25 protein-coding genes are annotated in these 24,865 nt (G+C 60.2%); 13 read left to right on the forward strand and 12 right to left on the reverse strand.

Annotated features, from left to right (window positions below; translation table 11 throughout):
- The first annotated feature begins 26 nt into the window (after nucleotides 1-26).
- The 3 genes from ade (at nucleotide 27) to RHSP_RS11585 (ending at nucleotide 2,437) form a co-directional block, all read left to right on the forward strand.
- Complete coding sequence (gene ade, locus RHSP_RS11575; RefSeq protein ID WP_200863254.1) at nucleotides 27-1,724, forward strand: adenine deaminase; 1,698 nt, start codon at nucleotides 27-29, stop codon at nucleotides 1,722-1,724.
- A 261-nt stretch (nucleotides 1,725-1,985) separates the two neighbouring features.
- The gene (locus tag RHSP_RS11580; RefSeq protein WP_037151289.1) at nucleotides 1,986-2,186 is read left to right on the forward strand and encodes a hypothetical protein; all 201 of its coding nucleotides are present in this window, start codon (nucleotides 1,986-1,988) and stop codon (nucleotides 2,184-2,186) included.
- Nucleotides 2,183-2,437, forward strand: a complete 255-nt coding sequence (locus RHSP_RS11585; protein WP_037151291.1) for a type II toxin-antitoxin system RelE family toxin — start codon at nucleotides 2,183-2,185, stop codon at nucleotides 2,435-2,437. Before RHSP_RS11580 ends, RHSP_RS11585 begins: the two co-directional genes overlap by 4 nt.
- A gap of 196 nt (nucleotides 2,438-2,633) precedes the next feature.
- Here the strand turns inward: RHSP_RS11585 and bglA are convergent, their stop codons facing one another.
- Complete coding sequence (gene bglA, locus RHSP_RS11590; protein ID WP_037151293.1) at nucleotides 2,634-4,280, reverse strand: beta-galactosidase BglA; 1,647 nt, start codon at nucleotides 4,278-4,280, stop codon at nucleotides 2,634-2,636.
- A gap of 293 nt (nucleotides 4,281-4,573) precedes the next feature.
- On the opposite strand from bglA, the gene RHSP_RS11595 reads away from it, so the two are divergent.
- The 8 genes from RHSP_RS11595 (at nucleotide 4,574) to RHSP_RS11630 (ending at nucleotide 13,189) form a co-directional block, all read left to right on the forward strand.
- Complete coding sequence (locus tag RHSP_RS11595; protein ID WP_037151295.1) at nucleotides 4,574-6,154, forward strand: peptide ABC transporter substrate-binding protein; 1,581 nt, start codon at nucleotides 4,574-4,576, stop codon at nucleotides 6,152-6,154.
- 51 nt (nucleotides 6,155-6,205) lie between these two features.
- A complete protein-coding gene (locus RHSP_RS11600; protein ID WP_037151297.1) occupies nucleotides 6,206-7,129 on the forward strand; it encodes an ABC transporter permease subunit in 924 nt (307 codons plus the stop codon).
- Complete coding sequence (locus RHSP_RS11605; RefSeq protein WP_004116680.1) at nucleotides 7,126-8,043, forward strand: ABC transporter permease; 918 nt, start codon at nucleotides 7,126-7,128, stop codon at nucleotides 8,041-8,043. Before RHSP_RS11600 ends, RHSP_RS11605 begins: the two co-directional genes overlap by 4 nt.
- Nucleotide 8,044: 1 nt before the next feature.
- A complete protein-coding gene (locus tag RHSP_RS11610; RefSeq protein WP_004116683.1) occupies nucleotides 8,045-9,040 on the forward strand; it encodes an ABC transporter ATP-binding protein in 996 nt (331 codons plus the stop codon).
- The gene (locus RHSP_RS11615) at nucleotides 9,033-10,019 is read left to right on the forward strand and encodes an ABC transporter ATP-binding protein (RefSeq protein WP_004116684.1); all 987 of its coding nucleotides are present in this window, start codon (nucleotides 9,033-9,035) and stop codon (nucleotides 10,017-10,019) included. The genes RHSP_RS11610 and RHSP_RS11615 overlap by 8 nt, the downstream gene beginning before the upstream one ends.
- Nucleotides 10,020-10,214: 195 nt before the next feature.
- A complete protein-coding gene (locus tag RHSP_RS11620; protein WP_037151409.1) occupies nucleotides 10,215-11,129 on the forward strand; it encodes a sugar kinase in 915 nt (304 codons plus the stop codon).
- Between the two features lie 239 nt (nucleotides 11,130-11,368).
- Nucleotides 11,369-12,481 (forward strand): glycosyltransferase family 4 protein, encoded by a 1,113-nt coding sequence (locus tag RHSP_RS11625; RefSeq protein ID WP_037151299.1) that lies wholly within the window; start codon nucleotides 11,369-11,371, stop codon nucleotides 12,479-12,481.
- 267 nt (nucleotides 12,482-12,748) lie between these two features.
- Nucleotides 12,749-13,189: a MarR family winged helix-turn-helix transcriptional regulator gene (locus RHSP_RS11630; RefSeq protein ID WP_004116691.1), complete on the forward strand. Its 441-nt coding sequence runs from the start codon at nucleotides 12,749-12,751 to the stop codon at nucleotides 13,187-13,189.
- Between the two features lie 29 nt (nucleotides 13,190-13,218).
- On the opposite strand, the gene der is transcribed toward RHSP_RS11630, so the two are convergent.
- The 3 genes from der to RHSP_RS11645 all read right to left on the reverse strand — a co-directional run bounded on the left by der (nucleotide 13,219) and on the right by RHSP_RS11645 (nucleotide 16,140).
- A complete protein-coding gene (der, locus tag RHSP_RS11635; protein ID WP_037151304.1) occupies nucleotides 13,219-14,649 on the reverse strand; it encodes a ribosome biogenesis GTPase Der in 1,431 nt (476 codons plus the stop codon).
- Between the two features lie 11 nt (nucleotides 14,650-14,660).
- Nucleotides 14,661-15,344: a tetratricopeptide repeat protein gene (locus RHSP_RS11640; RefSeq protein ID WP_004116710.1), complete on the reverse strand. Its 684-nt coding sequence runs from the start codon at nucleotides 15,342-15,344 to the stop codon at nucleotides 14,661-14,663.
- A gap of 214 nt (nucleotides 15,345-15,558) precedes the next feature.
- Nucleotides 15,559-16,140, reverse strand: coding sequence for an NnrU family protein (locus tag RHSP_RS11645; RefSeq protein ID WP_004116712.1), 582 nt, complete (start codon nucleotides 16,138-16,140; stop codon nucleotides 15,559-15,561).
- Between the two features lie 174 nt (nucleotides 16,141-16,314).
- On the opposite strand from RHSP_RS11645, the gene RHSP_RS11650 reads away from it, so the two are divergent.
- Complete coding sequence (locus RHSP_RS11650) at nucleotides 16,315-17,295, forward strand: polysaccharide deacetylase family protein (RefSeq protein WP_037151412.1); 981 nt, start codon at nucleotides 16,315-16,317, stop codon at nucleotides 17,293-17,295.
- A 187-nt stretch (nucleotides 17,296-17,482) separates the two neighbouring features.
- Here RHSP_RS11650 and sbmA read toward each other — a convergent pair whose 3' ends face one another.
- Nucleotides 17,483-18,748: a peptide antibiotic transporter SbmA gene (gene sbmA / locus RHSP_RS11655; protein WP_037151307.1), complete on the reverse strand. Its 1,266-nt coding sequence runs from the start codon at nucleotides 18,746-18,748 to the stop codon at nucleotides 17,483-17,485.
- Nucleotides 18,749-19,175: 427 nt separating this feature from the next.
- Here sbmA and RHSP_RS11660 point away from each other — a divergent pair, with 427 nt between their 5' ends.
- Nucleotides 19,176-19,745: a PadR family transcriptional regulator gene (locus RHSP_RS11660; RefSeq protein ID WP_004116719.1), complete on the forward strand. Its 570-nt coding sequence runs from the start codon at nucleotides 19,176-19,178 to the stop codon at nucleotides 19,743-19,745.
- A 24-nt stretch (nucleotides 19,746-19,769) separates the two neighbouring features.
- Here RHSP_RS11660 and map read toward each other — a convergent pair whose 3' ends face one another.
- The 7 genes from map to RHSP_RS11695 all read right to left on the reverse strand — a co-directional run bounded on the left by map (nucleotide 19,770) and on the right by RHSP_RS11695 (nucleotide 24,831).
- Complete coding sequence (gene map / locus RHSP_RS11665) at nucleotides 19,770-20,522, reverse strand: type I methionyl aminopeptidase (RefSeq protein WP_004116722.1); 753 nt, start codon at nucleotides 20,520-20,522, stop codon at nucleotides 19,770-19,772.
- Nucleotides 20,523-20,653: 131 nt separating this feature from the next.
- Nucleotides 20,654-21,166 carry a GNAT family N-acetyltransferase gene (locus RHSP_RS11670; RefSeq protein WP_004116726.1) on the reverse strand — a complete coding sequence of 171 codons (513 nt, stop codon included), beginning with the start codon at nucleotides 21,164-21,166 and terminating at the stop codon, nucleotides 20,654-20,656.
- Between the two features lie 115 nt (nucleotides 21,167-21,281).
- A complete protein-coding gene (locus tag RHSP_RS11675) occupies nucleotides 21,282-21,710 on the reverse strand; it encodes a DoxX family protein (protein WP_004116730.1) in 429 nt (142 codons plus the stop codon).
- Between the two features lie 30 nt (nucleotides 21,711-21,740).
- Nucleotides 21,741-22,034 (reverse strand): SRPBCC domain-containing protein, encoded by a 294-nt coding sequence (locus RHSP_RS11680; protein ID WP_004116733.1) that lies wholly within the window; start codon nucleotides 22,032-22,034, stop codon nucleotides 21,741-21,743.
- A 100-nt stretch (nucleotides 22,035-22,134) separates the two neighbouring features.
- The gene (locus RHSP_RS11685) at nucleotides 22,135-23,394 is read right to left on the reverse strand and encodes an RNA polymerase sigma factor (RefSeq protein ID WP_004116743.1); all 1,260 of its coding nucleotides are present in this window, start codon (nucleotides 23,392-23,394) and stop codon (nucleotides 22,135-22,137) included.
- Nucleotides 23,391-23,765, reverse strand: coding sequence for a YciI family protein (locus tag RHSP_RS11690; RefSeq protein WP_004116745.1), 375 nt, complete (start codon nucleotides 23,763-23,765; stop codon nucleotides 23,391-23,393). Before RHSP_RS11690 ends, RHSP_RS11685 begins: the two co-directional genes overlap by 4 nt.
- A gap of 64 nt (nucleotides 23,766-23,829) precedes the next feature.
- Nucleotides 23,830-24,831: a serine hydrolase domain-containing protein gene (locus RHSP_RS11695; RefSeq protein WP_240535412.1), complete on the reverse strand. Its 1,002-nt coding sequence runs from the start codon at nucleotides 24,829-24,831 to the stop codon at nucleotides 23,830-23,832.
- Between the last annotated feature and the right edge of the window lie 34 nt (nucleotides 24,832-24,865).

A 24,865-nucleotide genomic window follows, 5' to 3' on the forward strand; every position in this document is an offset into this window, starting at 1 on the left:
AATCACAGCGGATGCAGGAAGACACCATGACCACCAAACTCGAACGCTATATCGACCAAGGCGTCGGCCGGGAGCCTGCGGACATTGTCCTGAAGAACGGCCGCTTCTTCGATCTGGTGACCGGGGAGCTGGTCGCCTCGGACATCGCCATTTGCGGCGACCGCATCGTCGGCACCTGCGGCACCTATCAAAGTCGCAAGGAGATCGACATCTCCGGCCGCATCGTCGTGCCCGGCTTCATCGACACCCACCTACATATCGAATCCTCGCTGGTAACGCCGCATGAGTTCGATCGCTGCGTCCTACCCTATGGCGTCACGACCGTGATCTGCGATCCGCATGAGATCGCCAATGTGCTCGGCACCGAAGGCATCCGCTATTTCCTGGATTGCTCGCTCGAAACGATCATGGATATCCGCGTCCAGCTTTCCTCCTGCGTGCCGGCAACGCATCTGGAAACCTCGGGCGCCGATCTGCCGATCGAAACGCTGCTGCCCTTCCGCAACCATCCGAAGGTGATCGGCCTTGCCGAATTCATGAATTTCCCCGGCGTGATCCACAAGGATCCCGTCTGCATGGCGAAGCTCGAAGCCTTCCAGGGTGGCCATATCGACGGCCACGCGCCGCTGCTGCGCGGCAACGACCTCAACGGCTATCTCGCGGCCGGCATTCGCACGGAGCATGAATCGACGACCGCCGAAGAGGCGCTGGAGAAGATCCGCAAGGGCATGCAGGTGCTGGTGCGCGAAGGCTCCGTCTCCAAGGACCTGCATGCGCTGATGCCCATCATCACCGAGCGACTGTCGCCCCATCTTGCGCTCTGCACCGACGACCGCAACCCGCTCGATATCGCCGAGCAGGGCCATCTCGATTACATGATCCGCACGGCAATCGCGCATGGCGTGGAGCCGCTCGCGATCTATCGCGCAGCCTCCATCTCCGCCGCCCGCGCCTTCGGCCTGCGGGATCGCGGCTTGGTGGCGCCCGGCTGGCGCGCCGATCTCGTCGTCATCGACAGCCTCGAAAACTGCAAGGCCGAGATTGTCTTCTCCGCAGGCAGACGGGTGACAGCCGAACTCTTCGCGACCCGCAAATCTGTCGACCCGGTCGGTCTTGACAGCGTCAAGGCCCGTCCGATCAACGCCGCTGATTTCGGTGTTCCGGTCAGCGAGGGCGAAAGCTCCGTCATCGGGGTGATGCCCGGCAAGATCATCACCCAACATCGCCGTTATCGCCTGCCGACCAACGGCAACCAGACCGATATCGATCTCGGCAATGATGTCATCAAGGTCGCCGTCATCGAACGCCACGGCAAGAACGGCAATCACGCCAACGGCTTCGTCCAGGGTTTTGGTCTGAAGAAGGGCGCGATCGCCTCGACCGTCGGTCACGACAGCCACAATATCTGCGTCGTTGGCGTCAATGAGGACGATATGGCACTTGCAGCCAATCGCCTCAGCGACATCAACGGCGGCTTCGTCGTCGTTGAAGATGGTGTCGTGACAGGTGAAATCGCCCTGCCCATCGCCGGGCTGATGAGCCTGGAGCCCTATGAAAGCGTGCGCGATACATTGCATCATCTGCGCCAGGCGGCCTATGCCCTCGGCGCGACGCTGGAGGAACCCTTCCTGCAGCTCGCCTTCCTGCCCCTGCCCGTCATCCCGCATCTGAAAATATCGGACAGAGGTCTTGTCGACGTCGACAAGTTCATGCTGATCGGCTGATCGGGCGAGCCTGCCGCAATAAACATCCGGCGGATCGCAATTTGTGTCGCGAAGATATCGGCAACCAAACAATTCGAGCCCCGGGGCTTCAATTGATGAAAGCCGATTGCTATCTTTCTTCTACGATATGAAAACCGTCTAGAGCAATTCCAGGAAAAGTGCGCAGCGGTTTTCCGTCCGGAATTGCTGGAGAATAAAGAGATAGAGCAGTTCGGAGATTTCGTGAAAAGCTGAACCGCTCGAGTCCTTGAAAGAACAATCGTGACAAAGCTTGAGCAGATTGAGAAAAACATTGTCGATTTGGCGCCGGAAGACTTTAAGGCATTTACCGAATGGTTCGAAGCCCTGAAGGCGACCCGTTGGGACAGGCAGATCGAAGCTGATGCAGGTGCCGGCAAGCTGGACCGGCTGGCGGACGGAGCCCTTGCCGATTTTCGCGCCGGAAAGACGCGACCGCTTTGAAGCATCACGCCGCGCCACGATTTTGGCAGGCTTATGAAATGTTGCCGAAGCATGTGCAGGAACTCGCCGACCGCAACTTCGAACTGCTGAAATCAAATCCGAGGCATCCCTCGCTCCATCTTAAGCAGGTAGGTCGTTTCTGGTCGGCACGGGTCGGGATTTCCTGGCGAGCGCTTGCCGTCGCTGATGGCGACGATCTCGTTTGGTTCTGGATCGGCTCCCACACCGATTACGACAAGCTCATTCGCTAAAGCATGTCGTGCGGAGGCTTTGCGACGCCGGCATGCGTAAAATCAAAGATCTAAAGCGCGAGAAGCGCATCAGAAAGATCGCGGCGTGCCTTAGATCATTTCCGCTCTTCTTCGAATCGCGAGAACGCTCTACCTCCTTGTTTTTTGCGCATTCCGGACGGAAAACCGCCGCGCACTTTTCCTGAAATTGCTCTAACTACCCCATCTGTGCACAGAACACATCCAGCGCTGCAAGCGCCACCGTCGACCCTGCGTCGGCGGTGGTGAACCCCGGCATGGCGATCGTCTTGCCCAGCTTGATATCCTTGGGCAAAACGACCTTCACCGGCTTGCGGGACAGATTAAAGACGAACAGCAGCGTTCCGCCATCCTTGGAGCGTGTGAAGGCAAGAACATCCTCCTCGGTGTCGAGGAAAGTCATGTCGCCATCGCGCAAGGCGGCATGCGCGGAACGGAAGGCCAATGTCTGCCGATAGTGATGCAGCACGGAATCCTTGTCCGCCTCCTGCCTGTCCGCCGCAAGCGCCGCATGCTGGTAGGGAACGGGCAGCCACGACTTGTCGGCCGTCGTAAAGCCGGCATGGGCGCGGCTCGCCTCCCACGGCATCGGCGTACGGCATCCGTCACGTCCCTTGAAAGCCGGCCAGAAGCGGATGCCGTAGGGATCGCGCAGATCCTCGAAGGCAAGCTCGGCCTCGGGCAGGCCCAGCTCCTCGCCCTGATAGAGGCAGATCGAGCCGCGCAGAGTCGAAAGCAGCGAGATCGCAAGCTTTGCGACGCGCGGCTGCTCTTCCTCCGTTTCGGCAAAGCGGCTGACATGGCGCTGGACGTCGTGGTTCGAAAAAGCCCAGCAGACCCAGCCGTCGACCACGTTGTCCTGGAAGTCGCTGACGCAACGGCGGAAGTGTGCCGGCGTGAAATCGGGGCCCAAAAGGTCGAAGGTATAGCACATATGCAGCTTGTCGCCGCCGCTTGTATAGGCGGCCACAGTCTGCAGCGAGCGGGCGCCGTCGCCCACTTCGCCGACCGTCGCGCGGTTCTCGTATCGATCGAGCAATGCCCGGAAGCGCTTCAGGAAGCCGATATTCTCCGGCTGTGTCTTGTCGTAGAGATGGTTCTGCATCCCGTAAGGGTTGCTCTCGGGGGCATCGAGCCCGCTCGTCGCGACAAGCGCCGCCGGATTGTCCCGCAATTTCTTGTCGCAGAAATAGTAGTTCACCGTATCCAGGCGGAAGCCGTCCACGCCACGGTCGAGCCAGAATCTCACGGCCGAAAGCACTGCGTCCTGAACCTCGGGATGGTGAAAATTCAGGTCCGGCTGCGAGGTCAGGAAGTTGTGCTGGTAATATTGCCGGCGCACGCCGTCCCATTCCCAGCCCGGCCCGCCGAAGATCGACAGCCAGTTGTTCGGCGCCGTGCCGTCCGGCTTCGGATCTGCCCAGACGTACCAATCCGCCTTCGGATTGTCACGGCTTGCCCGGCTCTCCACGAACCAGGGATGCCGATCCGAGGTGTGCGAAATGACCTGATCGATGATGACCTTGAGCCCCAGCTCGTGCGCTGCCGCCATCATCTCGCCGAAATCGGCAAGCGTGCCGAAAATCGGATCGACATCGCAATAATCGGCGACGTCATAGCCCATATCGGCCATCGGCGAAGTGAAGAAAGGCGCCAGCCAGATCGCATCGACTCCGAGCGCGGCAATGTGAGGCAGGCGTCGGGTAATCCCCTTTATGTCGCCGAGCCCGTTGGCATCCGTGTCTTGAAACGACCGCGGGTAGACCTGATAGATTACCGCCCCGCGCCACCAATCGGCCTGCGCCGCTTTATTCGTCGATTTCATCAAGCCGCCTCGATATCGCACAAGGCTTCCCAGTTTGCATACTCGGACGCGGGCGGCAAGCCGCAATCAGTGGCTGGTCCGAATGCTACTGGCGAGCGTGTAAATTCGCGCTATCAATTTTAGAGATTTATCAACATGGAAGTTCGCAGCTGGATCGTGTCCGTCTCTTTTGGGCTTGAATGCGACGCGGCTTCGGATAACTTCCGCCACTGACCCGCAAGGATGGGTCGCCTGAGGATCAAAAATACCCCTGTAAAATCAGGGACAATAACTCCAGAAAGGTGGGAAAACATATGACTCATATCGCCAGAAAATTCCTAGCGACGGCTCTCGTCAGCACGGTATTGAGCTTCTCCGCACATGCCGCGACCCTCAATATCCACAATGGCGGCGACCCGACTTCGCTCGACCCGCAAAAGATTTCCGGCGATTGGGAGAACCGCATCGACGGCGATATTTTCGAAGGTCTGGTGACTGAGGATCCCAAGGACAATCCCATTCCGGGCCAGGCTGCGAGCTGGACCATTTCCCCCGACCAGAAGGTCTATACCTTCAAGCTGCGCGACGGCATCAAGTGGTCCGACGGCCACCCGGTCACCGCTCAGGATTTCGTCTTTGCATTTCAGCGCCTGATGGATCCGAAGACTGCCGCCCAGTACGCCTACCTGCAATACACGATCAAGAACGCGGAAAAGATCAACAAGGGCGAGATCAAGGATCTGAGCCAGCTGGGCGTCAAGGCAATCGACGACAAGACGCTGGAAATCACGCTCGAGAACCCGACGCCCTACTTCCTCAACGCCTTGATGCACTACACGGCCTATCCGCTGCCGAAGCATGTCGTCGAAGCCAAGGGCGACCAATGGGTCAAGATCGAGAATATCGTCACCAATGGCGCCTATAAGCCGGTGGAGTGGGTGCCGGGCTCGCATGTCACCAACGTCAAGAACGATCAGTATTATGACGCCAAGGACGTGAAGATCGACAAGGTGAACTTCTACACACTGGAAGATCAGGCAGCCGCCCTGAAGCGCTATCGCGCCGGCGAATTCGATGTCGTCACCTCGTTTCCCGCCGATCAGTATGAATGGCTTCAGAAGAACCTTCCAGGCCAGGCGCATGTGGTGCCGTTCCTTGGCACCTATTACTACGTCCTGAACGCCACCAAGCCGCCCTTCAACGACAAGCGCGTTCGTCAGGCTCTCTCCATGGCCGTCAACCGCGAGGTCATCGGTCCGAAGATCCTCGGCACCGGCGAGTTGCCGATGTATTCCTGGGTGCCGCCGGGTACGGCCAATTACGGCGAACCGGCCTATGTGAGCTGGAAGGACGAACCCTACAAGCAGAAGGTCGAAGAGGCCAAGAAGCTGCTGAAGGAAGCAGGCTTCGGCCCCGATCATCCGCTGAAGGCACAGCTTCGCTACAACACCAACGACAACCACAAGCGCATTGCAGTCGCGATCGCCGCCATGTGGAAGCCGCTCGGCGTCGATGTTGAGCTCTACAACACCGAAACCAAGGTGCATTACGATGGAATGAAGCGCGGTGAAGTGGAGATCGGCCGTGCCGGCTGGCTCGCCGACTACAACGACCCGATCAACTTCCTCAGCCTGCTCTCGACCGGCGTCGACATGAATTACGGCCGCTGGAGCAATCCGAAATACGACGCACTGATCACTCAGGGCAATGAGCAGACCGACCTGAAGAAGCGCGCCGAGATCTACAAGCAGGCCGAGCAACTGGCCCTCGACGATAGCGCCGCGATCCCGATCTACTACTACGTTTCCCAGAACATCGTCGCCCCGAAGGTCCAGGGCTTCGTCGACAACATTCAAGACATCCACCGCACGCGCTGGCTGTCGATCAAAGAATAATTGGGAACAGCCTCCCTCCCGGGCAAAAGCGGGAGGGAGGCGTCTAAGACCATGTTTGGCTATGCTCTCCGTCGTCTGCTGTCGACAATCCCCGTCATGTGGATTGCCGTAACGGTATGCTTTTTCATTCTGCGTCTCGCTCCCGGCGGCCCCTTCGATGGCGAAAGGCCATTGCCGCCGGAAGTCAAAGCCAACCTCGCGGCTCATTACAACCTCGATAAGCCCCTGGTTGAGCAATACCTGATCTATGTCGGCGACGTCATGAAGGGCGACCTTGGCCCCTCTTTCGCCAATCAGGATTTCACCGTCACCCAACAGATCATGTCCGGCTTCCCCTATACGCTGACCATCGGCGGCGCTGCCTTCGTGCTCGCAACCGTCGTCGGCGTGTTCATAGGCTGTCTCGGGGCGCTTTATCAGAACCGTGCGGCCGACTATTGGCTGGGCGGCGGGCTCCTCATCGGCCTGGTCATGCCGAGCTTCCTGATCGCTCCGATCCTTCAGCTCGTCTTCGGCAACACGCTCGGCTGGCTGCCGGTCGGCGGCTGGGGCGACGGCTCGATCAAATTCCTGATCCTGCCAATCATCGTGCTGACGCTGCCGCATGCGGCCCGCATCTCGCGGCTGATGCGCGGCTCTATGATCGAGGTGATGGGCCAGAACTTCATCCGCACCGCCAAGGCCAAGGGTATCGGCCCGCGGCTGACGATCATGCGCCACGCATTGAAACCAGCCATGATGCCCGTCGTCTCCTATCTCGGACCGGCGGCAAGCTATCTGCTCACCGGTTCGCTGGTCGTCGAAAGCATTTTCGGCCTCCCCGGCGTCGGCCGCTACTTCGTTGGCGCAGCCCTTAACCGTGACTACGGCATGGTCCTCGGCACGGTCATTTTCTACATGGTCCTGATCGTGGTCCTCAACCTGCTGGTCGACATCGCCTATGCCTGGCTCGACCCGAAAGTGAGAATGCGATGATCCTCAATTCCGCCAAGAGAGAATTGCTGGAAGCGGAATTGCTTTCGGCAGAAGGGCTCGCACCCAAAGGGCGATCCCTCACCGGCGATGCGATGCGTCGCCTCCTGCGCAACAAGGCAGCCGCGCTTTCGCTGATCGTGCTGGCATCGCTGGTGCTGATTGCCATTTTCGGCCCCAGCTTCCTCCCCTTCAACTATGAGGATCCTGACTGGACGTCCTTCCGCGGCGCTCCGGATTTCGCCGCCGGCCACTACTTCGGCACCGACGGCAACGGTCGTGACCTGCTGGCGCGCACGCTCTACGGCACCCGCGTCTCGCTCACCGTCGCGCTCGTGGCAACGCTCGTCTCCGTGGTCATCGGCGTGCTGTACGGCGCTGTCGCCGGCTATTTCGGCGGCCGCATCGACGCCGTCATGATGCGCTTCGTCGACATCATGTACGCCTTGCCCTACGTGCTCTTCGTCATCCTGCTGATGGTGATCTTCGGCCGTAATGTCTATCTGCTCTTCGCAGCGATCGGCGCGCTCGAATGGCTGACCATGGCCCGTATCGTGCGCGGCCAAACCCTGTCGATCAAGCAGCGGGAATTCATCGAAGCCGCACGGGCCTCGGGGCAAAGATCGTTCAAGATCATCCTCAAACACATCGTGCCGAACCTCGTCGGTCCGGTGGTCATCTATGCGACGCTGACCATCCCGGAAATCATCGCCACGGAAAGCTTCCTCTCCTATCTCGGCTTCGGCGTTCAGGAGCCGCTGACATCGCTCGGTACGCTCATTGCGGAAGGCTCGGCCGGCATGGAGACGACGCCCTGGCTGCTGCTCTTCCCGGCCGGATTCCTGGTCGCGCTGCTGATGAGCCTGCTCTTCATCGGCGACGGTCTGCGCGACGCTTTCGATCCGAAGGATCGCTGACATGACAGAAACACTTCTCGAACTCAAAGACTACTCCATCACCTTCCGCACGCCGGAAGGCGAAGTGGCGGCGGTCTCGAAGATGAACCTGAAGGTCGGCCGCGGCGAGCGCATTGCCGTGGTCGGCGAATCCGGTTCCGGCAAGAGCCAGACCTTTCTCGGCCTGATGGGCTTGCTCGCCAAGAACGGCCGCACCAGCGGCCAGGCGCTGCTTGACGGCAAGGACCTGCTGACGCTGAAGCCGCGCGAACTTGACCACGTGCGCGGCAAGGACATGGCCATGGTCTTCCAGGACCCGATGACCGCCCTTAATCCGTCGCTGCGCATATCGCGGCAGTTGACGGAGCAGCTGGAGGTTCATGGCGGCCTTACAGCACGTGCTGCCTCAACGGCGGCGCTGGACATGTTGAAGCGTGTCGGCATTCCTGACCCGACGCGTCGCTTCAGCCTTTACCCGCACGAACTTTCGGGCGGCATGCGCCAGCGCATCGTTATCGCCATGGCGTTGCTGACCAAACCGAAGCTTCTCATTGCCGACGAGCCCACCACTGCGCTCGACGTGACGATCCAGGCGCAAATCCTCGATCTTTTCAACGAGTTGACGGCGGAAATGCACACGGCGCTCGTCATGATCACCCACGACCTCGGCGTCGTCGCCGGTCTCGCCGACCGCGTCGCCGTCATGTATGCCGGCCGCATCGTCGAGGAAGCACCGGTCGAGGAGCTCTTCGAAGATCCGGCGCACCCCTACACGGCGGCGCTGCACGCCTCGATCCCGCGCCCCGATCAGGATGTCGACGATCTCGCCGTCATCCCCGGCCGACCGCCGAACCTGATGCACCTGCCGCGCGGCTGCGCCTTCTCGCCGCGCTGCGCCCATGTGGAGGACGACTGCCTCGACGCCGCGCCGCCGCTAAACCAGCTCGCGGCACGTCGCTGCGCGGCTTGCTTCCACCCCCTTTCGACTGATCAGGAACGGAGCCTCGTCCATGGCTGAACAAACGCTTCTGAAGGTCGAACATCTGACCACCGAATTCGAGCTGCCGTCGAAGTCCTTCTTCAAGCCGCCACTGGTTCTGACGGCAGTCAACGACGTCAGCTTCGAGCTGAAGACCGGTCGCACGCTGGGCATCGTCGGCGAGTCCGGTTGCGGCAAGTCCACGCTCGGCCGCTCCATCCTGCGGCTGATCAAGGCGCAGAAGGGCCGCATCATGTGGCAGGGCGGCAACCTGCTCGACCTCTCCGAAGAGGAAATGCGCGCCGCACGCCGCGACATGCAGATCATCTTCCAGGATCCGATCGCCTCGCTCGATCCGCGCATGACCGTCGGCGACATCATCGCCGAGCCGCTGACCGTGTTCGAGCCGAAGCTGAGCCGCGCGCAGCGGCAGGATCGCGTTCGCGAGATCATGGCGGCCGTCGGTCTCGTTCCCGAGATGATCAACCGCTACCCGCATGAATTTTCGGGCGGGCAGGCGCAACGCATCGGCATTGCGCGAGCGGTCATCACCCGGCCGAAGCTCATCATCTGCGACGAGCCGGTCTCGGCTCTCGACGTCTCGATCCAGGGGCAGGTCATTACGCTCTTGCGCCGGCTGCGCAAGGAGTTCGGCCTGACGCTGATCTTCATCAGCCACGACCTTTCGGTCGTGCGCCTGATCTCGGACGATGTACTCGTGCTCTATCTCGGCAAGGTCGTGGAAGCTGGCGATGCCGCCACGGTCTTCGACCATCCGGCCCACCCCTATACCCAGGCATTGTTCTCTGCGGCCCCTATCCCAGACCCGAAACTGGCACGGAGCCGCGAGCGCATCCGCCTGCAGGGAGATCCGCCCTCGCCGCTCAACCCGCCGCAGGGCTGCGTCTTCTCGCCCCGCTGCTGGAAGGCGACGGATATCTGCCGCACGCAGATGCCGCCGACCCAGCAGGTGCGCGCCGGTCAGACGGCGGCCTGCTATCATATGGATAGGCCGTAGAGCAATTCCAGGAAAACTGCGCAGCGGTTTTCCGTCCGGAATTGCGAAAAGACAAAGAGATAGAGCGGTTCAGAGATATCGTGAGGCGGCGAACCGTTCTAGAATGTCAAAAGTGGGCGGCGGCGACCGCCGCCTACCTTGCTCAAGCCGCTGCTTGCGCGTATGCAGCAGCCGGACAGAATGCAGGAGGCAGTCTTGAGCGGGCATTTTCTTTCGATCGGTGAATGCATGGTGGAACTGTCGCAGGCCGATGACGGACACCTGCGCAAGGGCTTTGCCGGCGACACATTCAACACCGCATGGTATGCCCGCGCCTGCCTGCCTGAAGACTGGTCGGTCGACTATTTCACCGCGCTCGGCGACGACGCCATGTCCGATGAGATGGCAACCTTCATGGGCTCTGCCGGCATCGGCACGGCAAGCATCCGCCGCCTTCGCGGCAAGACCCCCGGCCTCTACATGATCAATCTGAAGGACGGCGAACGCTCCTTCAGCTATTGGCGCGACAGTTCCGCCGCCCGCCAGCTCGCCGCCGATGGCGACGCGCTGCGCGCGGCGATCGAAGCCTCCGATGTGCTATATTTTTCGGGCATCACGCTGGCGATCCTGCCGCGCGAGGATGCCTATACGCTGCTGGCCGAACTTCGCCGTGCCAAAGCGGTCGGGAAGCTCGTCGCCTTCGATCCAAATCTGCGCCCTCGCCTGTGGTCCAGCCTCGACGCGATGCATACCCTGATCGCCGACGGCGCCCGCGCCTCAACCCTCGTCATGCCGAGTTTCGATGACGAGGCCGCGCATTTCGGCGACGATTCCATCTCCAGCACCATCCGTCGCTACCGCCAGTACGGAGCCAATATGGTCGTCGTCAAGAACGGCCCCGAAGGCGCGACGATCGGATCTGGCGCAGACGAAACGCTTGTCCCCGCCGTCAAGGTGAACAAGGTCGTCGACACCACCAGCGCCGGCGACAGCTTCAACGGCGGATTTCTCGCCCACTACCTGCAACATGGCGATCCGCTCGCCGCCGCCGCTTTTGCCGCCGAAATCGCCGCGAAAGTCATTCAGGAGCACGGCGCGCTTGTCTCGCCCAAGAAGCTGAAGATCGCCTGATCTGCGCTGTAATAATTCCATCATGGACACCCCCCACAATATAGTGGGCGCGGGAATCATGTTTGAAGCACCGCAATCGCTAGAGCCGGATGATTTTAGGTCTGCTTGACCTAAAATCTGAATCCGCTCGAGAATTAAACAAATAGAGCATGATGTCGTCCGAAAACCGCATACACTTTTCGGCATCATGCTCTGGCACCGTCGTCATGAGGATGCGGTGCGGATAGGCTGTTTTGGGCATGTTGCAACGCTTGTCGAACATCGAAGACAATATTTGGGCGCAGGCGGCGACGCCCGTCGCGATACCGGAGCGGTTGCTCATCGTCAGCGATGCCTGGCATCCGCAGGTCAACGGCGTCGTCCGCTCCATCGAAAACACCAATCGCGAGCTGATACGCCGGGGCGTGGACGTGTCCATGATCACGCCGGACGGCTTCCGCAACATTCCCTGCCCGACCTATCCGGAAATCCGGCTTTCGATCGCGTCCTATCGCAAGGTGGCAGCCAAGATCGAGGCGGCACGCCCGACATATATCCATATCGCCACGGAAGGGCCTCTTGGGCTCACCGCGCGTCGCTGGTGCATCCGAAACGGAATGCCTTTCTCGACGAGCTACCACACACGGTTTCCTGAATATGTCGCAGCGCGCCTGCCCATACCGAAAAGCTGGCTCTATGCCTTCGTCAAATGGTTCCACAATGCCGGCTATGGCTGCATGGTCGCAACCCCCAGCCTGGCCGATGAACTCCAGCAGCGCGGCATCCGCAATCTGCTCCCCTGGAGCCGCGGCATCGATTCGACACTCTTTCGCCCCTACCCGCTGGAAGATAACCCCTTCGACCTACCGCGACCGATTTTCATGACCGTCGGTCGTGTGGCGCTTGAAAAGAACCTGCCGGCCTTCCTCGATCTGGATCTGCCGGGATCGAAGGTCGTCGTCGGCGATGGGCCGGCACGCGCGGAGTTGGAGAAGCTCTATCCCGACGTGCATTTTCTCGGCGCGAAGTTCGGCGAGGAACTGGCACACGCTTACGCTCAGGCCGACGTCTTCGTCTTTCCCTCGAAGACCGATACGTTCGGCAATGCAATCCTCGAAGCACTGGCAAGCGGCGTCCCGGTCGCCGCTTATCCCGTTACCGGCCCCGCCGATATTCTTGCCGGCAACGAGAAAGCCGGCGTGGTGGATGCAGATTTGGCAAAAGCCTGCATCGCCGCGCTTTCCTGTTCGCGCGAAGCCGCTCGCACAGTTGCCCTCAGCTATTCCTGGGAGGCCGCCACCACGCAATTCATCGGCAATGTCCGCGTTGCCAATCATCGTGGCCGAAAGCAGACGCATGGCATGAGCTTTTAGCCCGGCAAGGCTCGATAATGATTTCTTGATACTTACCTGCAGATATTTGATAGCAGCGGGCTCAGGCGCCGCTGTCGGCACGCGCATATCGCGTGACATGCGTCGCCTTCTCGACATGAAAGTCTCGATGGCACCCGCAGTGCCCAGCGGGTGGCCGCCGCAAATTGGCTCTCCCAAAAAATACCAGAAATCCGTAGCCGTTACACGCTTTTTGGCGTACAATTATTTATCGCACGATTTAGGCAATCCCCCCAGGGAGTATTGGAAATGGCGGACGACCCGCTGAAATTGGACACCTTCATCTGCTTCGCTCTCTATTCGGCGAACCACGCGATGAATCGACTGTACAAACCCATGCTCGACGCGCTGAATCTGACCTACCCGCAATATCTCGTCATGGTGACGCTGTGGGAAGAAGACGGGCAGACCGTCGGCGGCATCGGCGAAAAGCTCTTCCTTGAATCGAGCACGCTGACGCCGCTGCTGAAGCGCCTGGAAGCGGCCGGTTTCATCCAGCGCATCCGCAGCAAGGAAGATGAGCGTCAGGTGCTGATCCATCTGACCAGCGAAGGCGTGGCCCTGAAGAAGAAGGCCGCAAGCATCCCCGCCTGCATTCTCGATGCCTCGGACCATACCGTCGAGGAATTGACGCGATTGAAGGCGGAGATCACTACATTGCGTGCGGCATTGAGCAAGAACGCGGCCTGATCAACGATGCCCATGAGCGGGCAAGCGCATCAGGTCCGCTTCTTCTTGTTCTCGTAAGGGTTTTCCGATGAACGGAAATGGATGCGGATCGGCACGCCGGGTATGGAGAAATCCGCGCGCAGGCCGTTGATCAGATAGCGTACATAGGAATCCGGCAGCGCGTCCGAGCGCGTGCAAGAAATCATGAAGGCCGGAGGCCGCGCCTTCACCTGCGTCATATACTTAAGCTTGATGCGGCGGCCGGAAACGGCCGGTGGCGGATGCTGGACCTGCTGCGTCTCGAGCCAACGGTTGAGACGTGCGGTCGACACGCGCTTGTTCCAGACCTTGTCGGTATCGACGATCGCCTGCATCAGGCGGTCGAGCCCCTCGCCGGTCTGCCCGGCAATCGGTATGGCGCGGATGCCGCGCGCCTGCGGCAAGAGCCGGTCGGTCTTCTCGCGCAAATCGGCAAGCACGGCCTGACGATCCTCGATCATGTCCCACTTGTTGAAGGCGAGCACGGCGGCGCGGCCTTCGCGGATAACCAGATCGACGATCTGCAGATCCTGCTTCTCGAAGGGAATGGTCGCATCGAAGACGATGACGACGGTTTCGGCGAAGCGGATGGCGCGCAGCGCATCGGCAACGGAGAGCTTCTCAAGCTTCTCCGTGACCTTCGCCTTGCGGCGCATGCCGGCGGTGTCGAACATTTTTATGGTGCGCCCGCGCCAGCTCCAGTCCACGGAGATCGAATCGCGCGTGATCCCGGCTTCGGGGCCGGTCAGCAGCCTGTCCTCACCGAGGAAGCGATTGATAAGCGTCGACTTGCCGGCATTCGGGCGACCGACGATGGCGACGCGCAGCGGCCGCGTGTCGTCATAGGCGGGTTCCTCGTCGATCTCCTCGGCATCTTCGCCGGCAGCGGGACGCGGGATGGAAACATTGGTCTCCGCCTCATCGTCCACCTCCGGAAACGCGCGCTCGTGGCCGATCGCCTCGATGATCGCGTCGCGCAGATCCATCATGCCCTGGCCGTGCTCGGCCGAAATCGGACAAGGCTCGCCAAGGCCAAGCGTATAAGCATCGTAGAAGCCGCTATCGGAACCGCGCGCCTCGGACTTATTGGCGACGAGTACGACGGGCCGACCGTGCTTGCGCAGCATTTCGGCCAGCGTCTTGTCGACATGGGTCAGTCCCATCTTGGCATCGACGACGAACAGCGTCAGATCGGCTTCGTCGATCGCCGCTTCCGTCTGGGCGCGCATGCGGCCTTGAAGGGATTCATCCTGGGCCTCTTCAAGGCCGGCCGTATCGACGATGCGGAAGCGAAGATCGATCAGCTTGGCGTCGCCGGGTCGGCGGTCACGCGTGACACCCGGCGTATCGTCGACGAGCGCTAGCTTCTTGCCAACGAGACGATTGAAAAGCGTAGACTTGCCGACATTCGGGCGACCGACGATCGCAACCGTAAAGCTCATTTGGCGATCCTTCAGCCTTTTGCGACCGGAGCCTTGCCGGATGCGGTGATGAGATCAAGCAGCATCTGCGCACGATTGACGACGTTGCGCGGGCTCTGCGGATCGTCGACGATCGCCTGGAACCACTGCCGGGCCTTGGCGAAATCGCCGGCCTTGTAGGCGGCAAGACCCAGAACGTCACGCGCCGAATGGCGGAAAGCATTCGCCGGCACGGCCAGTTCCTGAGCTTCGGCCGCAACCTGATCATAGGTGCCGGTATCGACGAGCATGTAAGCGGCGCGCAGGCGTGCCGCGTCGCGAACGACGACCGGAACGTCCGTCTGCTTGCCGACGGCGGAGAAGACGGCAATCGCGCCGGCCTTGTCACCCTTCTGCGCCTGCAGCGTGGCCGCGCGCAGACGTGCGAGCAAAGGATAGGAACCCGGGCCGCTCTTTTCGATCGTGGCCAACGCGGCAAGCGCATCATCCGTCTTGCCCTGATCGGCCAGCGTCAAAGCGGCGAGGAACTGGTCGCCACCGGCACCGGCCTGGTTGCCTGACCAATAGCGATAGCCGCTAAAGGCTGCCGTGCCGAGAACGATGAGCACGGCTCCGCCGATGATGAGCCGGCCAAAACGGCGCCATACGAACCGCAACTGGTCCGAACGCAGTTCTTCGTTCACCTCGCGGATGAAGCTGTCGTCATTGAATGCCATTCTCGTCTCCGGCCCAAGCCAAATAATACCAAAAAAGCTTAGAGCATGATTCCAAAAAGTGTCAGCGGTTTTCGCGCGACATCATACTCCATCTCTTAAATTCTGGAGCGGATTCAGATTTCAGGTCGATGCGACCTGAAATCATCCGGCTCCAGCGTTAGTGGGGCCTTCTACTCCATTTTGCGGCCGTTGTAAGGGGGAATGGCAGAAATCGTCACATAACCAGCGGCGAAACTCCGATAATCCACGCATGAAGCTTCCAAATGATCAGGCCCCAAGCGACGGCGCCGATGACGATCGCATAGAGATCGTATGTCGCCGAAACGAACGGACGCAGAGTGATCTCGCCGGCGCGCTCGCGCCGCTTCAGCGAAATGCGCAGGATCACACCCCAGGCGAGGAAGGCGGCAAAGAGCAGGATGGCAGCGCCATCGCCATTCGACAGAAGATGCGCCAGCGCCCAGATCTTCACCGAAAGCACCATCGGATGCTTCGTTCTGACCGCGATGTGCCCCGCCGGAAGCAGCGAGGCGGCCAGACAGATCAGCGCAAGCAGCATCAGCAGGATGGTGATGTGGCTCATCCAGAACGGCGGCGACCAGATCGGCGTCATGTCCCGCGCCTGGCCGAAGCCGTAGATCAGGACGACCAGCGCGACGATGCTCGCGATCGAATAGGCAATCTTCCAGCCGGCCTCGCCGAGGCTTGCGATCAAAGAGGTTCGAAATCCGGGTGCGACGACGCGGACCAGGTGGATGCCAAGAAAAAGAACAATGCCGAGAATGAGCAATGACATGGATGAAATCCCCTACGTGCAGCAATATCCTTATCGGCAGCCGCAAAAAATTGCCAGCTTCACCGCAGCTTCGCCGCATTTGCACGAAAGGAAGGAGCCCACCCTGGGGTATGCCGTCCAATATCGCTGGACGATCTTTGGCAAGGCATGCTCGATCAAGCAATATCGGTGCCCATGTTTCGCTCAGCTTCCTGCCTCTCGCTTGCGTTTTCCCTCGCCCTGCCAGCCATCGCCCAGGCGGATGAAAAGCCCAAGCAACTGGTCATGATTTCCTTCGACGGCGCTCATGACAACGCGCTCTGGACCAAGAGCCGCGAAATCGCTTCGCGCAACGGCGCGCATTTCACCTATTTCCTCTCCTGCACCTTCCTGATGAACAAGGCGCAAGCCAAGGCCTATCAGGGGCCGATGCAACGTGCTGGCAAATCCAATGTCGGCTTCGCCAAGAGCGAAGACGATGTGCGCACCCGCATCGCCAATATCTGGGGCGCCCATCTGGAAGGACACGATATTTCCAGCCACGCCTGCGGCCACTTCGATGGTAAGGGCTGGAGCGCAGGCGATTGGAAACAGGAGTTCGTGAACGCCCGCACCGCCCTTCGCGATGCATGGAAGAATGTCGGCATCGCCGATCAGGAACCGCAAGGCTGGGAAGATTTCGCCACGCATGACGTCAAAGGCTTCCGCGCCCCCTACCTTTCCGTCAGCGACGGCCTGATGCCGGCGGAAAAGGAGATGGGCTTCCAATATGATGCGAGCCTGGTGACGAAGGGGCCTGCCCTGCCGCAGGTGGTCGACGGCATCTATCGCTTCGGTCTGCCATTGATCCCCGAAGGCCCCGAGCATCGCCCGGTCATCGGCATGGACTATAATCTCTATGTCCGGCACTCCAAGGGCGCCGAAGACAAGGCGAACGCCAAGATCTATGAAGACCGCGCCTTCGATGCCTTCGAAGCCGCCTTCAACAAGCAATATGACGGCGAGCGCATTCCACTGCAGCTCGGCTTCCATTTCGTCGAGATGAATGACGGCGCCTATTGGCGGGCGCTCGACCGCTTCGTCAGCGATGTCTGCCACAAGCAGGATGTCGCCTGCGTCAGCTATTCCGAAGCCGTCCCGCTGATCGCAGCCCGAGGCAAGTCGCAGCAGGGGTGAGGAACGGTCGGGCGAAGCCCGAGCAATCGACCCGGTGGGACGATCGCAGCGACGAACGCCCTGAGCCAAAACGAAGGGCTGGCGTTAGAACGAACAAAGATCTGCTCATCGCCGTCGCAAGTGCAACAGGCCTCGCCTCCCCGCTATTGCCGTCATTGAAAAAGGCTCCGTTTCCGGAGCCTTTTTGTCAGCCGTCTGCCTGAATGACGCCCGCTTCACGCTCGAGGTAACGCTGATCGATCGATGGCAGCGGCACATTGTCGATCGCGGCTTCAAATGTCTTCAGGCGCTTGTGGATCGACAGAAGCTCGATGATCGTCGTCCAGGAATTGACGAGATACTGGAAGGAATTGCTGACCTGCCCGAACGCCGTGGCGATCTGCTGATAGATACCGTAGGTGATGACGCCCGCAACGAAGGTCGGCACCAGCATGAACAGAACGAACATCGTATCGGCCTGCAGATAGAAATATCGGGCGACGTTGAAATAGACGTAGTGGAAGTAGATGCGGAAATAGTTCCGCCGCACATTGGCGAAGAGCTCCTTCACCGTTGCCGGCTGCGCGCGCTCCTCATGATCCTCGCCATAGACAAGTTCCTTGCGATAGGCCGCTTCGACACGCTGGTTCTTGAAGTTGAGGCCCGGCAGTTTGATCCCCGCGACGGCAAGCAGGACGGTGCCGAAAATCGACCAGAAGAGCGCCAGCCAGAAGAGCGAGTGAGGAATCTTGCCGATGATCGGCAATTCAGTGACGTAGGTCGAAAGCGCAAGCAGGATCGGCAGGAAGACGATCAAGGTCATCACGGAATTGATCAGGCTGATACCCAGGCCTTCCAGCACGCTGGAAAGGCGCATCGTATCTTCCTGAACACGCTGCGAGGCACCCTCGATGTGACGCAGTCTCTCCCACTTCGACATGTAGAAGTCGTTCATCGCCGTGCGCCAGCGGAAGATGTAGTGGCTCGTAAAGAAATCCGTCAGGATCGAGACGAACATGCTGAGGAACGCAATCTGCGCAAAGATAATCATCAGCGAATAGAAACTTTCGGTCGTCACCCCCGGCTGCTTTGTCAGCGCAGCCTGCAATAGATCACCAAACGGACGGCGAAAATTATTGATGACCACGCTTACCTGAACACCGAAATAGGTGACCAGGATGATGAGCGCCGAGCCCCAGAGCGACCAGATTTTCCAGGGATGGTTCCAGGCACGAATGTGCCATGCGCCGCAGAAGACGAGGATACAGACAAGGAAGAACCCGTAAAACCAGAGATTTCCCCAGAGCAGGAAATAGCTGAGATCGTATGGCTCCTTTCCCTCCCCCGGCATGACGAAGCCTAACCGAGTTCCCAAGCCGGAAAAGAACGAATACCAGACCGCGATGCAGGCAAGCGTCCAGACCGCCATCGAGATGAAGAACAATTTGGGCTGAGGGAAGAAGGAGTGGAACACGGCAGATAAGCTTCCTTGATCGGGTTCTGAGCGGAACCGCAATGACATCAGTACCCGGGGAACCTAAGACAGTTCGCCAGGAGCGGCAACCGGCAGAGAGCTATTCTTACGTAGATGTAATTGCTTATCCCGCGATCGTGATGCAGTTGTTCAGGATCAAATCTTCACTCATTGAGTGAATTCATCTTTCTCTGAGCGCCCCCTTCTCAACCATCCCCTCCCGGAAATCACCCCTCTTGCGGATAACTATCTTACGATATATATCTTACGACATGACTAACGATACAAACCTTCACACTTTAAAAGGAGAAACGAAATGAGAGGTTTCAGAGATCGCATGTTCGGAGATAGCTTTGACATCGTCGAGGCATATATCCTACGACACGGCCGAGGCCGTGAATCGCACGGCGAGCACAGGAGAGACTTCATGAGAGGCTTCAAGGGCGGCATGTTCGGCGGCGGGTTTCGTACCGGCCGCAAGTTCGACGCAGCCGACCTGCAGCTCATCATCCTCGCCCTGCTCTCGGAGCAGCCGCGCCACGGCTATGAACTGATCAAGACTTTTGAGGAGCGCTCCGGTGGCTTCTATGTGCCGAGCCCTGGCGTCATCTACCCCGCCCTCACCTATCTCGAAGAAACGGGCCAAGCCGAAGTCGAGGTGAGCGGCACGAAGAAGCTCTACCGCATCACCGAAAGCGGCCAGAAGCGCGTCGACGACAATCGTGATCTGGTGGAAGCGACATTCGCCAAGCTCACCGCGATCGGCGAAAAAATGGCCCGCGTCCGCGAGGTTTTCGACGGCGGCGAGGATGATGGCCGCGACAGCCCGTTCGATCGCCATGGCGCCGGCGACGTGCATCGCGCTCGCCACCTGCTGCGCTCCGCGCTTCGCTCGAAATTCCCCTGGAGCAAGGCCGAAGGCGCACGCATCGCCGCAATCCTCGAGCGCGCCGCCGCCGACATCATCCGCGGCGAACCGAAAAACGGCGAAGAGTAGAATTCCGGCGATTGAGCCCGGACATCAATTATCCGGCAATGTCAGGATGACCGGCCCATTGCGGGTGGCAACGATCGTGTGTTCGTACTGAACCGTGGGCGCCTGCGGATCGGCATAGAGCGTCCATGCATCGTCGCCACCCTCTGCCCAGGTGGCGCCGAGCGACAGAAACGGCTCGACCGTGAAGACCAGGCCGTCTTCCATGATCCGGGTCTCGGAAGGATCCGCCCAGGTGGAAACTTCGCCGGGCTCTTCGTGCAGCGAGCGGCCGATACCGTGGCTGGCGAGATTGGCGATCAAAGTATAGCGGTTCTTCTGCGCGAAAGCGCCGACGGCCTGCCCGATCTTCGCAAGCGGCGCGCCGCTCTTCACCTGATTGAGGCCGACCCAGAGCGCCCGTTTGCCGTCCCGGCAAAGACGCTCGATCTTCGGCTTGGCCGGCGGCACGGTAAAGGATGCGCCGGTATCGGAAAAGAAGCCATCCTTCTCGGCCGAAACGTCGAGATTGACCAAGTCTCCAGCCCGGATGATGCGGGGACCGGGAATGCCGTGGGCCACTTCCTCGTTGACGCTGATGCAGGTGGCGCCGGGAAACTTGTAAACCAGTTCCGGCGCCGACTGCGCGCCGGCATCCTCCAGCACCTTGCGGCCGATCGCATCGAGCTCCAGCGTGGTAATGCCCGGCTCGAGTGCAGCGGCCATCGCCTGCAGCGCATTGGCGCAGATACGGCCGATATCTTTCAGCTTGGTCAGTTCTTCTTCAGTCGAGACGATCATTTACGGCTTCCGGCATGCTCGTGCTCTCGGCAATGGTCTGCGAGAGGTTAAGATTTGGCTTTCGCCTCTTCACCCCACACAGTCAATGCCTTTCTGGCCGATGGGACGGACTTTCGCCTTTCGAAGTCGGATCAAAGGCGCGGATCGTCCGACAGTAATGCCCAGCGCTCGTGATCGCACCATTCCCCGCCGATCTTCAGATATTTCGGCGAGAACCCCTCCTTGCGGAAGCCTAGCCGCTTGACCAAAGCGATCGAAGGCTGGTTGCCGGGCTGGATATTGGCCTCCAGCCGATGCAGGCCGACCGCATCGAAGGCATGTGCCACAGCCAGGCGAACAGCTTCCGTCATGAAGCCTCGACCGGCAAAGCCCACCATGCCGTGATAGCCGAGAAAGGCGCTGCGGAAACCGCCCCAAACCATCTGGCTGATATTGACGACGCCGATAATGCCGCCGGAACCGGGATCGCGCGCCACCAGACCGATGTTCGGCCCTGTCACCGTCTGACCGAACCAGGCGTCGAAGCCGGCCCGATCAAGAAAAGGATGAGCCCATGGCACATGATGAGTGCTGCTCGCGATATTGGCGGCGATGAGTTCGTCCGCATCCGATTGCCTGACGGGCGCGATGATCACTTGCGGCATGGCTCGTTCCCTGTTTCCACCGGAGTATGATGCCGAAAAGTGTTAGCGGTTTTCGGACGACATCATGCTCCATTTCTTTGATTCTGGAGCGAGCGTTAGCAAATCGAATCAGAAATCAAAAGCTTCGATCGGAAAACGGAATCATTCTGCGAACCGCTTCATAACGAAGATAAAGTCCGCCCCAGGCGATCACGCCGACATAGACGCCGAACAGCAGATGCGAAAAGATCGGGCTGCCGACGCGCAGATGGGTGGCGATCGCCCCTCCAAGAAGACCCGTCAGCAGGATCGCACCGAGGACCGACGTTCTCGGGATCGCATAGAGAATGGCGCAGCCGAGTGTGATGACGCCGAGAAGCCGCGCAAGCGCTGGGTCGGCGGAATAGCCGAGCCCCGCCATCGTCTCCGTAACCACCGGAAGCGGGATGATCTTGATCACGCCATCGAAGACAAGAAAGGCAACGATCAGCCCGCTGAGGATCATGCCGGCCACGCGCTGGGCTCGCGTGACGGACGAGGTAGATGAATCGAGTGCATAAGACATGTTCGTATCCCCCGGAATTGAATCGGAAATTCAGATCTTCGCCGTCAATGCGGCAAGCTGCTCGGCACATTGGGCCCATCCCTGACGGAAGCCCATCTTCTCGTGCGCCTCGCGATCCTCGGCTGACCAATGCAGCACGGTTGCCGTATAGCGGGTCTTGCCGCCGGCGCGAATGTCGATCTTGGCAGCCGACACCGTCCATGGCAGCGGAGCAAACCACTGCTTCAGCAGCTCTTCCTCCGTCCAGCAGCGGAAGATCTCGTCACGCGGCGCGTCAATGATGCGCGTGAACGAGAGTTCGTGGCGCTGGCTCCGCTCGGTCATATGTCGGTTCCTCTTTGCAACTTCGCACGGCCTGCGCCGCTTATACTCTAACGACGTTCGGGACCGCCGCTTTCAGACAGCGTGGACACAAATTTTTCGATTATTTTGCTGCAGCAGCGACAGCATCTGCGCTCAGACGATCGAGCTGGTGGCGGATATGGGTCGCCTCGGCGGGCGAGCGGGCAAGTGCAATTGCCCTATCGAAGGCGATGCGTGCCTCCTGCGGGCGGCCGAGCTGCGCCAGCAAGCCGCCCGTTACGCCATGAAAATAGAAATAGCCACCGAGCTGCGTTTCGAGCGGCGCGATCAGCGCCAGAGCCGCCTCCGGCCCCTTCAGCTTGGAAAGCGCGACCGCCCGGTTGAGCGTGACGACAGGAGACGGTGTCAGGCGTTCCAGCATTTGATAGAGAAGATCGATCTCCGCCCAGTCGGTGTCTGCGGCGCGCTTCGCCCGCGAGTGCAGCGCCGCGATCGCTGCCTGCACCTGATAAGGTCCCGGACGGCGATGGCGGATCGCCTTGTCGAGCAGGGCAAGCGCCTCGTCGATCGAAGTCCGGTCCCAGAGCGAGCGATCCTGCTCTTCCAAAAGGATGATCTGCCCATCCGCGTCGAACCGCGCCGCCTTGCGCGATTGCTGCAGCAGCATCAGCGCCAGCAGCGCCATGGTTTCCGGCTCAGCCGGAAAGATCCGTAGCAGCAGCCGGCCAAGCCGGATCGCCTCGTCGGCAAAGGCTGCCGCCTCGCGATGCGTTCCGCCGGCCGAATAGCCTTCATTATAGATCAGGTAGATCATGGCGCTGACGAGCGCCAGCCGCTCGCTTCGTTCCACGGCACCAGGTGTTTCGAAAGGAACGCCCGCGGCGGCCACGCGCGCCTTCGCCCGGGTGATCCGCTGTTCCATGGCACTGTCGCTGACCAGAAACGCGCGGGCGATTTGCTGCACGGAAAGGCCCGAGACAATACGCAGCGCGAGTGCAATCTGCTGTGTCGCCGGCAGATCCGGATGGCAGCAGATGAACAGCAGCCGGAGAATATCATCGCGATAGCCAGAGCCGTCGAGCCGTTCGGCAAGGTCGCTCTCTGCATCCTCAGTATCGGAAATCGCCTCCTCGTCCGGCAGGCTTTGCAATTTCGCCTGCTTGCGCACCGTATCGATGCCGCTGTTGCGGCCGACGAAGATCAGCCAGGCGATCGGATCGCGTGGCGGCCCCTTGTCGGGCCAGGCCTTCAGCGCCCGCAGGCACGCCTCCTGAAAGGCTTCCTCTGCGGTATCGAGATTGCGGAAATAGCGCAGCAGCGCTCCCAGCACCTGCGGCCGGGCATTGGTGAGCGCGATATCGATCCAGGCAAGATCCGTCATGTTGCTATTGTCCCCGGCCTGAACAGATAAAGCGGGCGAATTTCATAGGCTCCCACACCCGGATTGGCGGCTGCCAGCTCCTTCGAGAATTCGAGTGCCGCCTCGAGCGATTCGAAATCGACGACGTAGAAGCCCAGCAATTGCTCTTTGGTCTCAGCGAAGGGGCCGTCGATGACGATCGGCTCGTTCTTGCCCTTGCGCAGTGTCGTCGCCGCCGTCGTCGGCATCAGGCGCGCCACCGGCCCAAACTTGCCGGCCTCGGCGAGCGGCGCCTGCACCGCAATCAGCCGCGCCATCGTCGCCTCTTCCTGCTCCTTGGACCAGGCGAACACGGCGTCTTCATCGTTGTAACATAGGATCGCGTAGAGCATGAGGACTTCCTTCTCCAGTAAAGACGAGGAAGTATCACTCGTACCGACAGGTCCCGTCAAAAAATTATCGTTGGAGATGACCGGCTTGGCGGATGAGGTCGATCAGGCCGGCGACCTCGCGTAGACGCGGAGACGACAGTTGCAGATCGCGGTCCGTACGCTCGACGATGACCAAATCGTCATGCGGGATGACGAAGGCGTATTGCCCACCCGCTCCCCAGGCAAAATAAGAGCCGGCCGGAAGGTGAAATACGTTCCTGCCACCATTCCCCGTCGACGATACGGCTTCGCTCGTCCACCAGAGATATCCGTAGCCCAATCCCTGATCCGCATCCGAATGAGGCGTCGTGCTTTCACGCACCCATTGCTGGGGAACGATCTGCTGACCGTTCCAGTGCCCGTCATTCAGAAAGAGGAGCGCAAACCGGGCAAGGTCGCGCGCACTCATTCGGAATGTGTAGGCAGCATGGATGGATGCCTCTCCAAGAAACTTGTGTTGGGCACGCGGGTCGTAATCCTGCATGTCGATCTTGCGGGCGATTTCGTTTTCGAAAGCGTCATAGATCTGCGTGCCGGTCGCCTTTTCGTAGATGGTTCCGAGCGCGTTGAAATCCCAGTTGTTGTAATACCAGAAGGTGCCGGGCGCATGGCTGAATCGTTGCGGCCGCGCTGCCGCCATGGCCGGCGTCTCGTAGAGAGCCGGGTGATACACGCCGGACCGCGCCTCAAGCAGCATCTGGATCGTCGCCTGCATTTCCTGCGCCGATAGCGACGGCGGATTGTCGTCGATCGCAGCCTGTTGCAGCGTCGCACTGAGATCGATCTTGCGATGCGCAACCGCAATCCCGATCAGCGCATCAAGCAGACTTTTACGGATCGACGCCAATTCCATCGGCTTCTCCGTATCCCCCCACTCGGCAACGACTACCCCATGCTGAACGACCATCACTGCGCTGACATCATGCTCGTCCGCAAACGCTTCCGCCTCGGCCAGCTTTGCCGCCGACCACCCGGATTCCTCTGGTGACGGATGCGCCCATTCTGCGGAAGGAACCGTTTGCGCCATCGCTGGAGCCGATAGCATTGCAGCGAATAGCAGA

Origin of the sequence: Rhizobium freirei PRF 81, assembly GCF_000359745.1 — a bacterium.
GTDB lineage: Bacteria > Pseudomonadota > Alphaproteobacteria > Rhizobiales > Rhizobiaceae > Rhizobium > Rhizobium freirei.

Bases quoted from the DNA above. Each gene is read 5' to 3' on its own strand.
- RHSP_RS11600 (WP_037151297.1), top strand. From the start codon at position 6,206: ATGTTTGGCTATGCTCTCCGTCGTCTGCTGTCGACAATCCCCGTCATG.
- RHSP_RS11625 (WP_037151299.1), top strand. From the start codon at position 11,369: ATGTTGCAACGCTTGTCGAACATCGAAGACAATATTTGGGCGCAGGCG.
- RHSP_RS11595 (WP_037151295.1), top strand. From the start codon at position 4,574: ATGACTCATATCGCCAGAAAATTCCTAGCGACGGCTCTCGTCAGCACG.
- RHSP_RS11670 (WP_004116726.1), bottom strand. From the start codon at position 21,166: ATGCCGCAAGTGATCATCGCGCCCGTCAGGCAATCGGATGCGGACGAA.
- bglA (WP_037151293.1), bottom strand. From the start codon at position 4,280: ATGAAATCGACGAATAAAGCGGCGCAGGCCGATTGGTGGCGCGGGGCG.
- RHSP_RS11630 (WP_004116691.1), top strand. From the start codon at position 12,749: ATGGCGGACGACCCGCTGAAATTGGACACCTTCATCTGCTTCGCTCTC.
- RHSP_RS11605 (WP_004116680.1), top strand. From the start codon at position 7,126: ATGATCCTCAATTCCGCCAAGAGAGAATTGCTGGAAGCGGAATTGCTT.
- RHSP_RS11690 (WP_004116745.1), bottom strand. From the start codon at position 23,765: ATGCTCTACGCGATCCTATGTTACAACGATGAAGACGCCGTGTTCGCC.
- RHSP_RS11675 (WP_004116730.1), bottom strand. From the start codon at position 21,710: ATGTCTTATGCACTCGATTCATCTACCTCGTCCGTCACGCGAGCCCAG.
- RHSP_RS11615 (WP_004116684.1), top strand. From the start codon at position 9,033: ATGGCTGAACAAACGCTTCTGAAGGTCGAACATCTGACCACCGAATTC.
- RHSP_RS11650 (WP_037151412.1), top strand. From the start codon at position 16,315: ATGTTTCGCTCAGCTTCCTGCCTCTCGCTTGCGTTTTCCCTCGCCCTG.
- RHSP_RS11695 (WP_240535412.1), bottom strand. From the start codon at position 24,831: ATGGCGCAAACGGTTCCTTCCGCAGAATGGGCGCATCCGTCACCAGAG.
- RHSP_RS11610 (WP_004116683.1), top strand. From the start codon at position 8,045: ATGACAGAAACACTTCTCGAACTCAAAGACTACTCCATCACCTTCCGC.
- RHSP_RS11685 (WP_004116743.1), bottom strand. From the start codon at position 23,394: ATGACGGATCTTGCCTGGATCGATATCGCGCTCACCAATGCCCGGCCG.
- RHSP_RS11640 (WP_004116710.1), bottom strand. From the start codon at position 15,344: ATGGCATTCAATGACGACAGCTTCATCCGCGAGGTGAACGAAGAACTG.
- RHSP_RS11660 (WP_004116719.1), top strand. From the start codon at position 19,176: ATGAGAGGCTTCAAGGGCGGCATGTTCGGCGGCGGGTTTCGTACCGGC.
- RHSP_RS11645 (WP_004116712.1), bottom strand. From the start codon at position 16,140: ATGTCATTGCTCATTCTCGGCATTGTTCTTTTTCTTGGCATCCACCTG.
- der (WP_037151304.1), bottom strand. From the start codon at position 14,649: ATGAGCTTTACGGTTGCGATCGTCGGTCGCCCGAATGTCGGCAAGTCT.
- ade (WP_200863254.1), top strand. From the start codon at position 27: ATGACCACCAAACTCGAACGCTATATCGACCAAGGCGTCGGCCGGGAG.
- RHSP_RS11680 (WP_004116733.1), bottom strand. From the start codon at position 22,034: ATGACCGAGCGGAGCCAGCGCCACGAACTCTCGTTCACGCGCATCATT.
- map (WP_004116722.1), bottom strand. From the start codon at position 20,522: ATGATCGTCTCGACTGAAGAAGAACTGACCAAGCTGAAAGATATCGGC.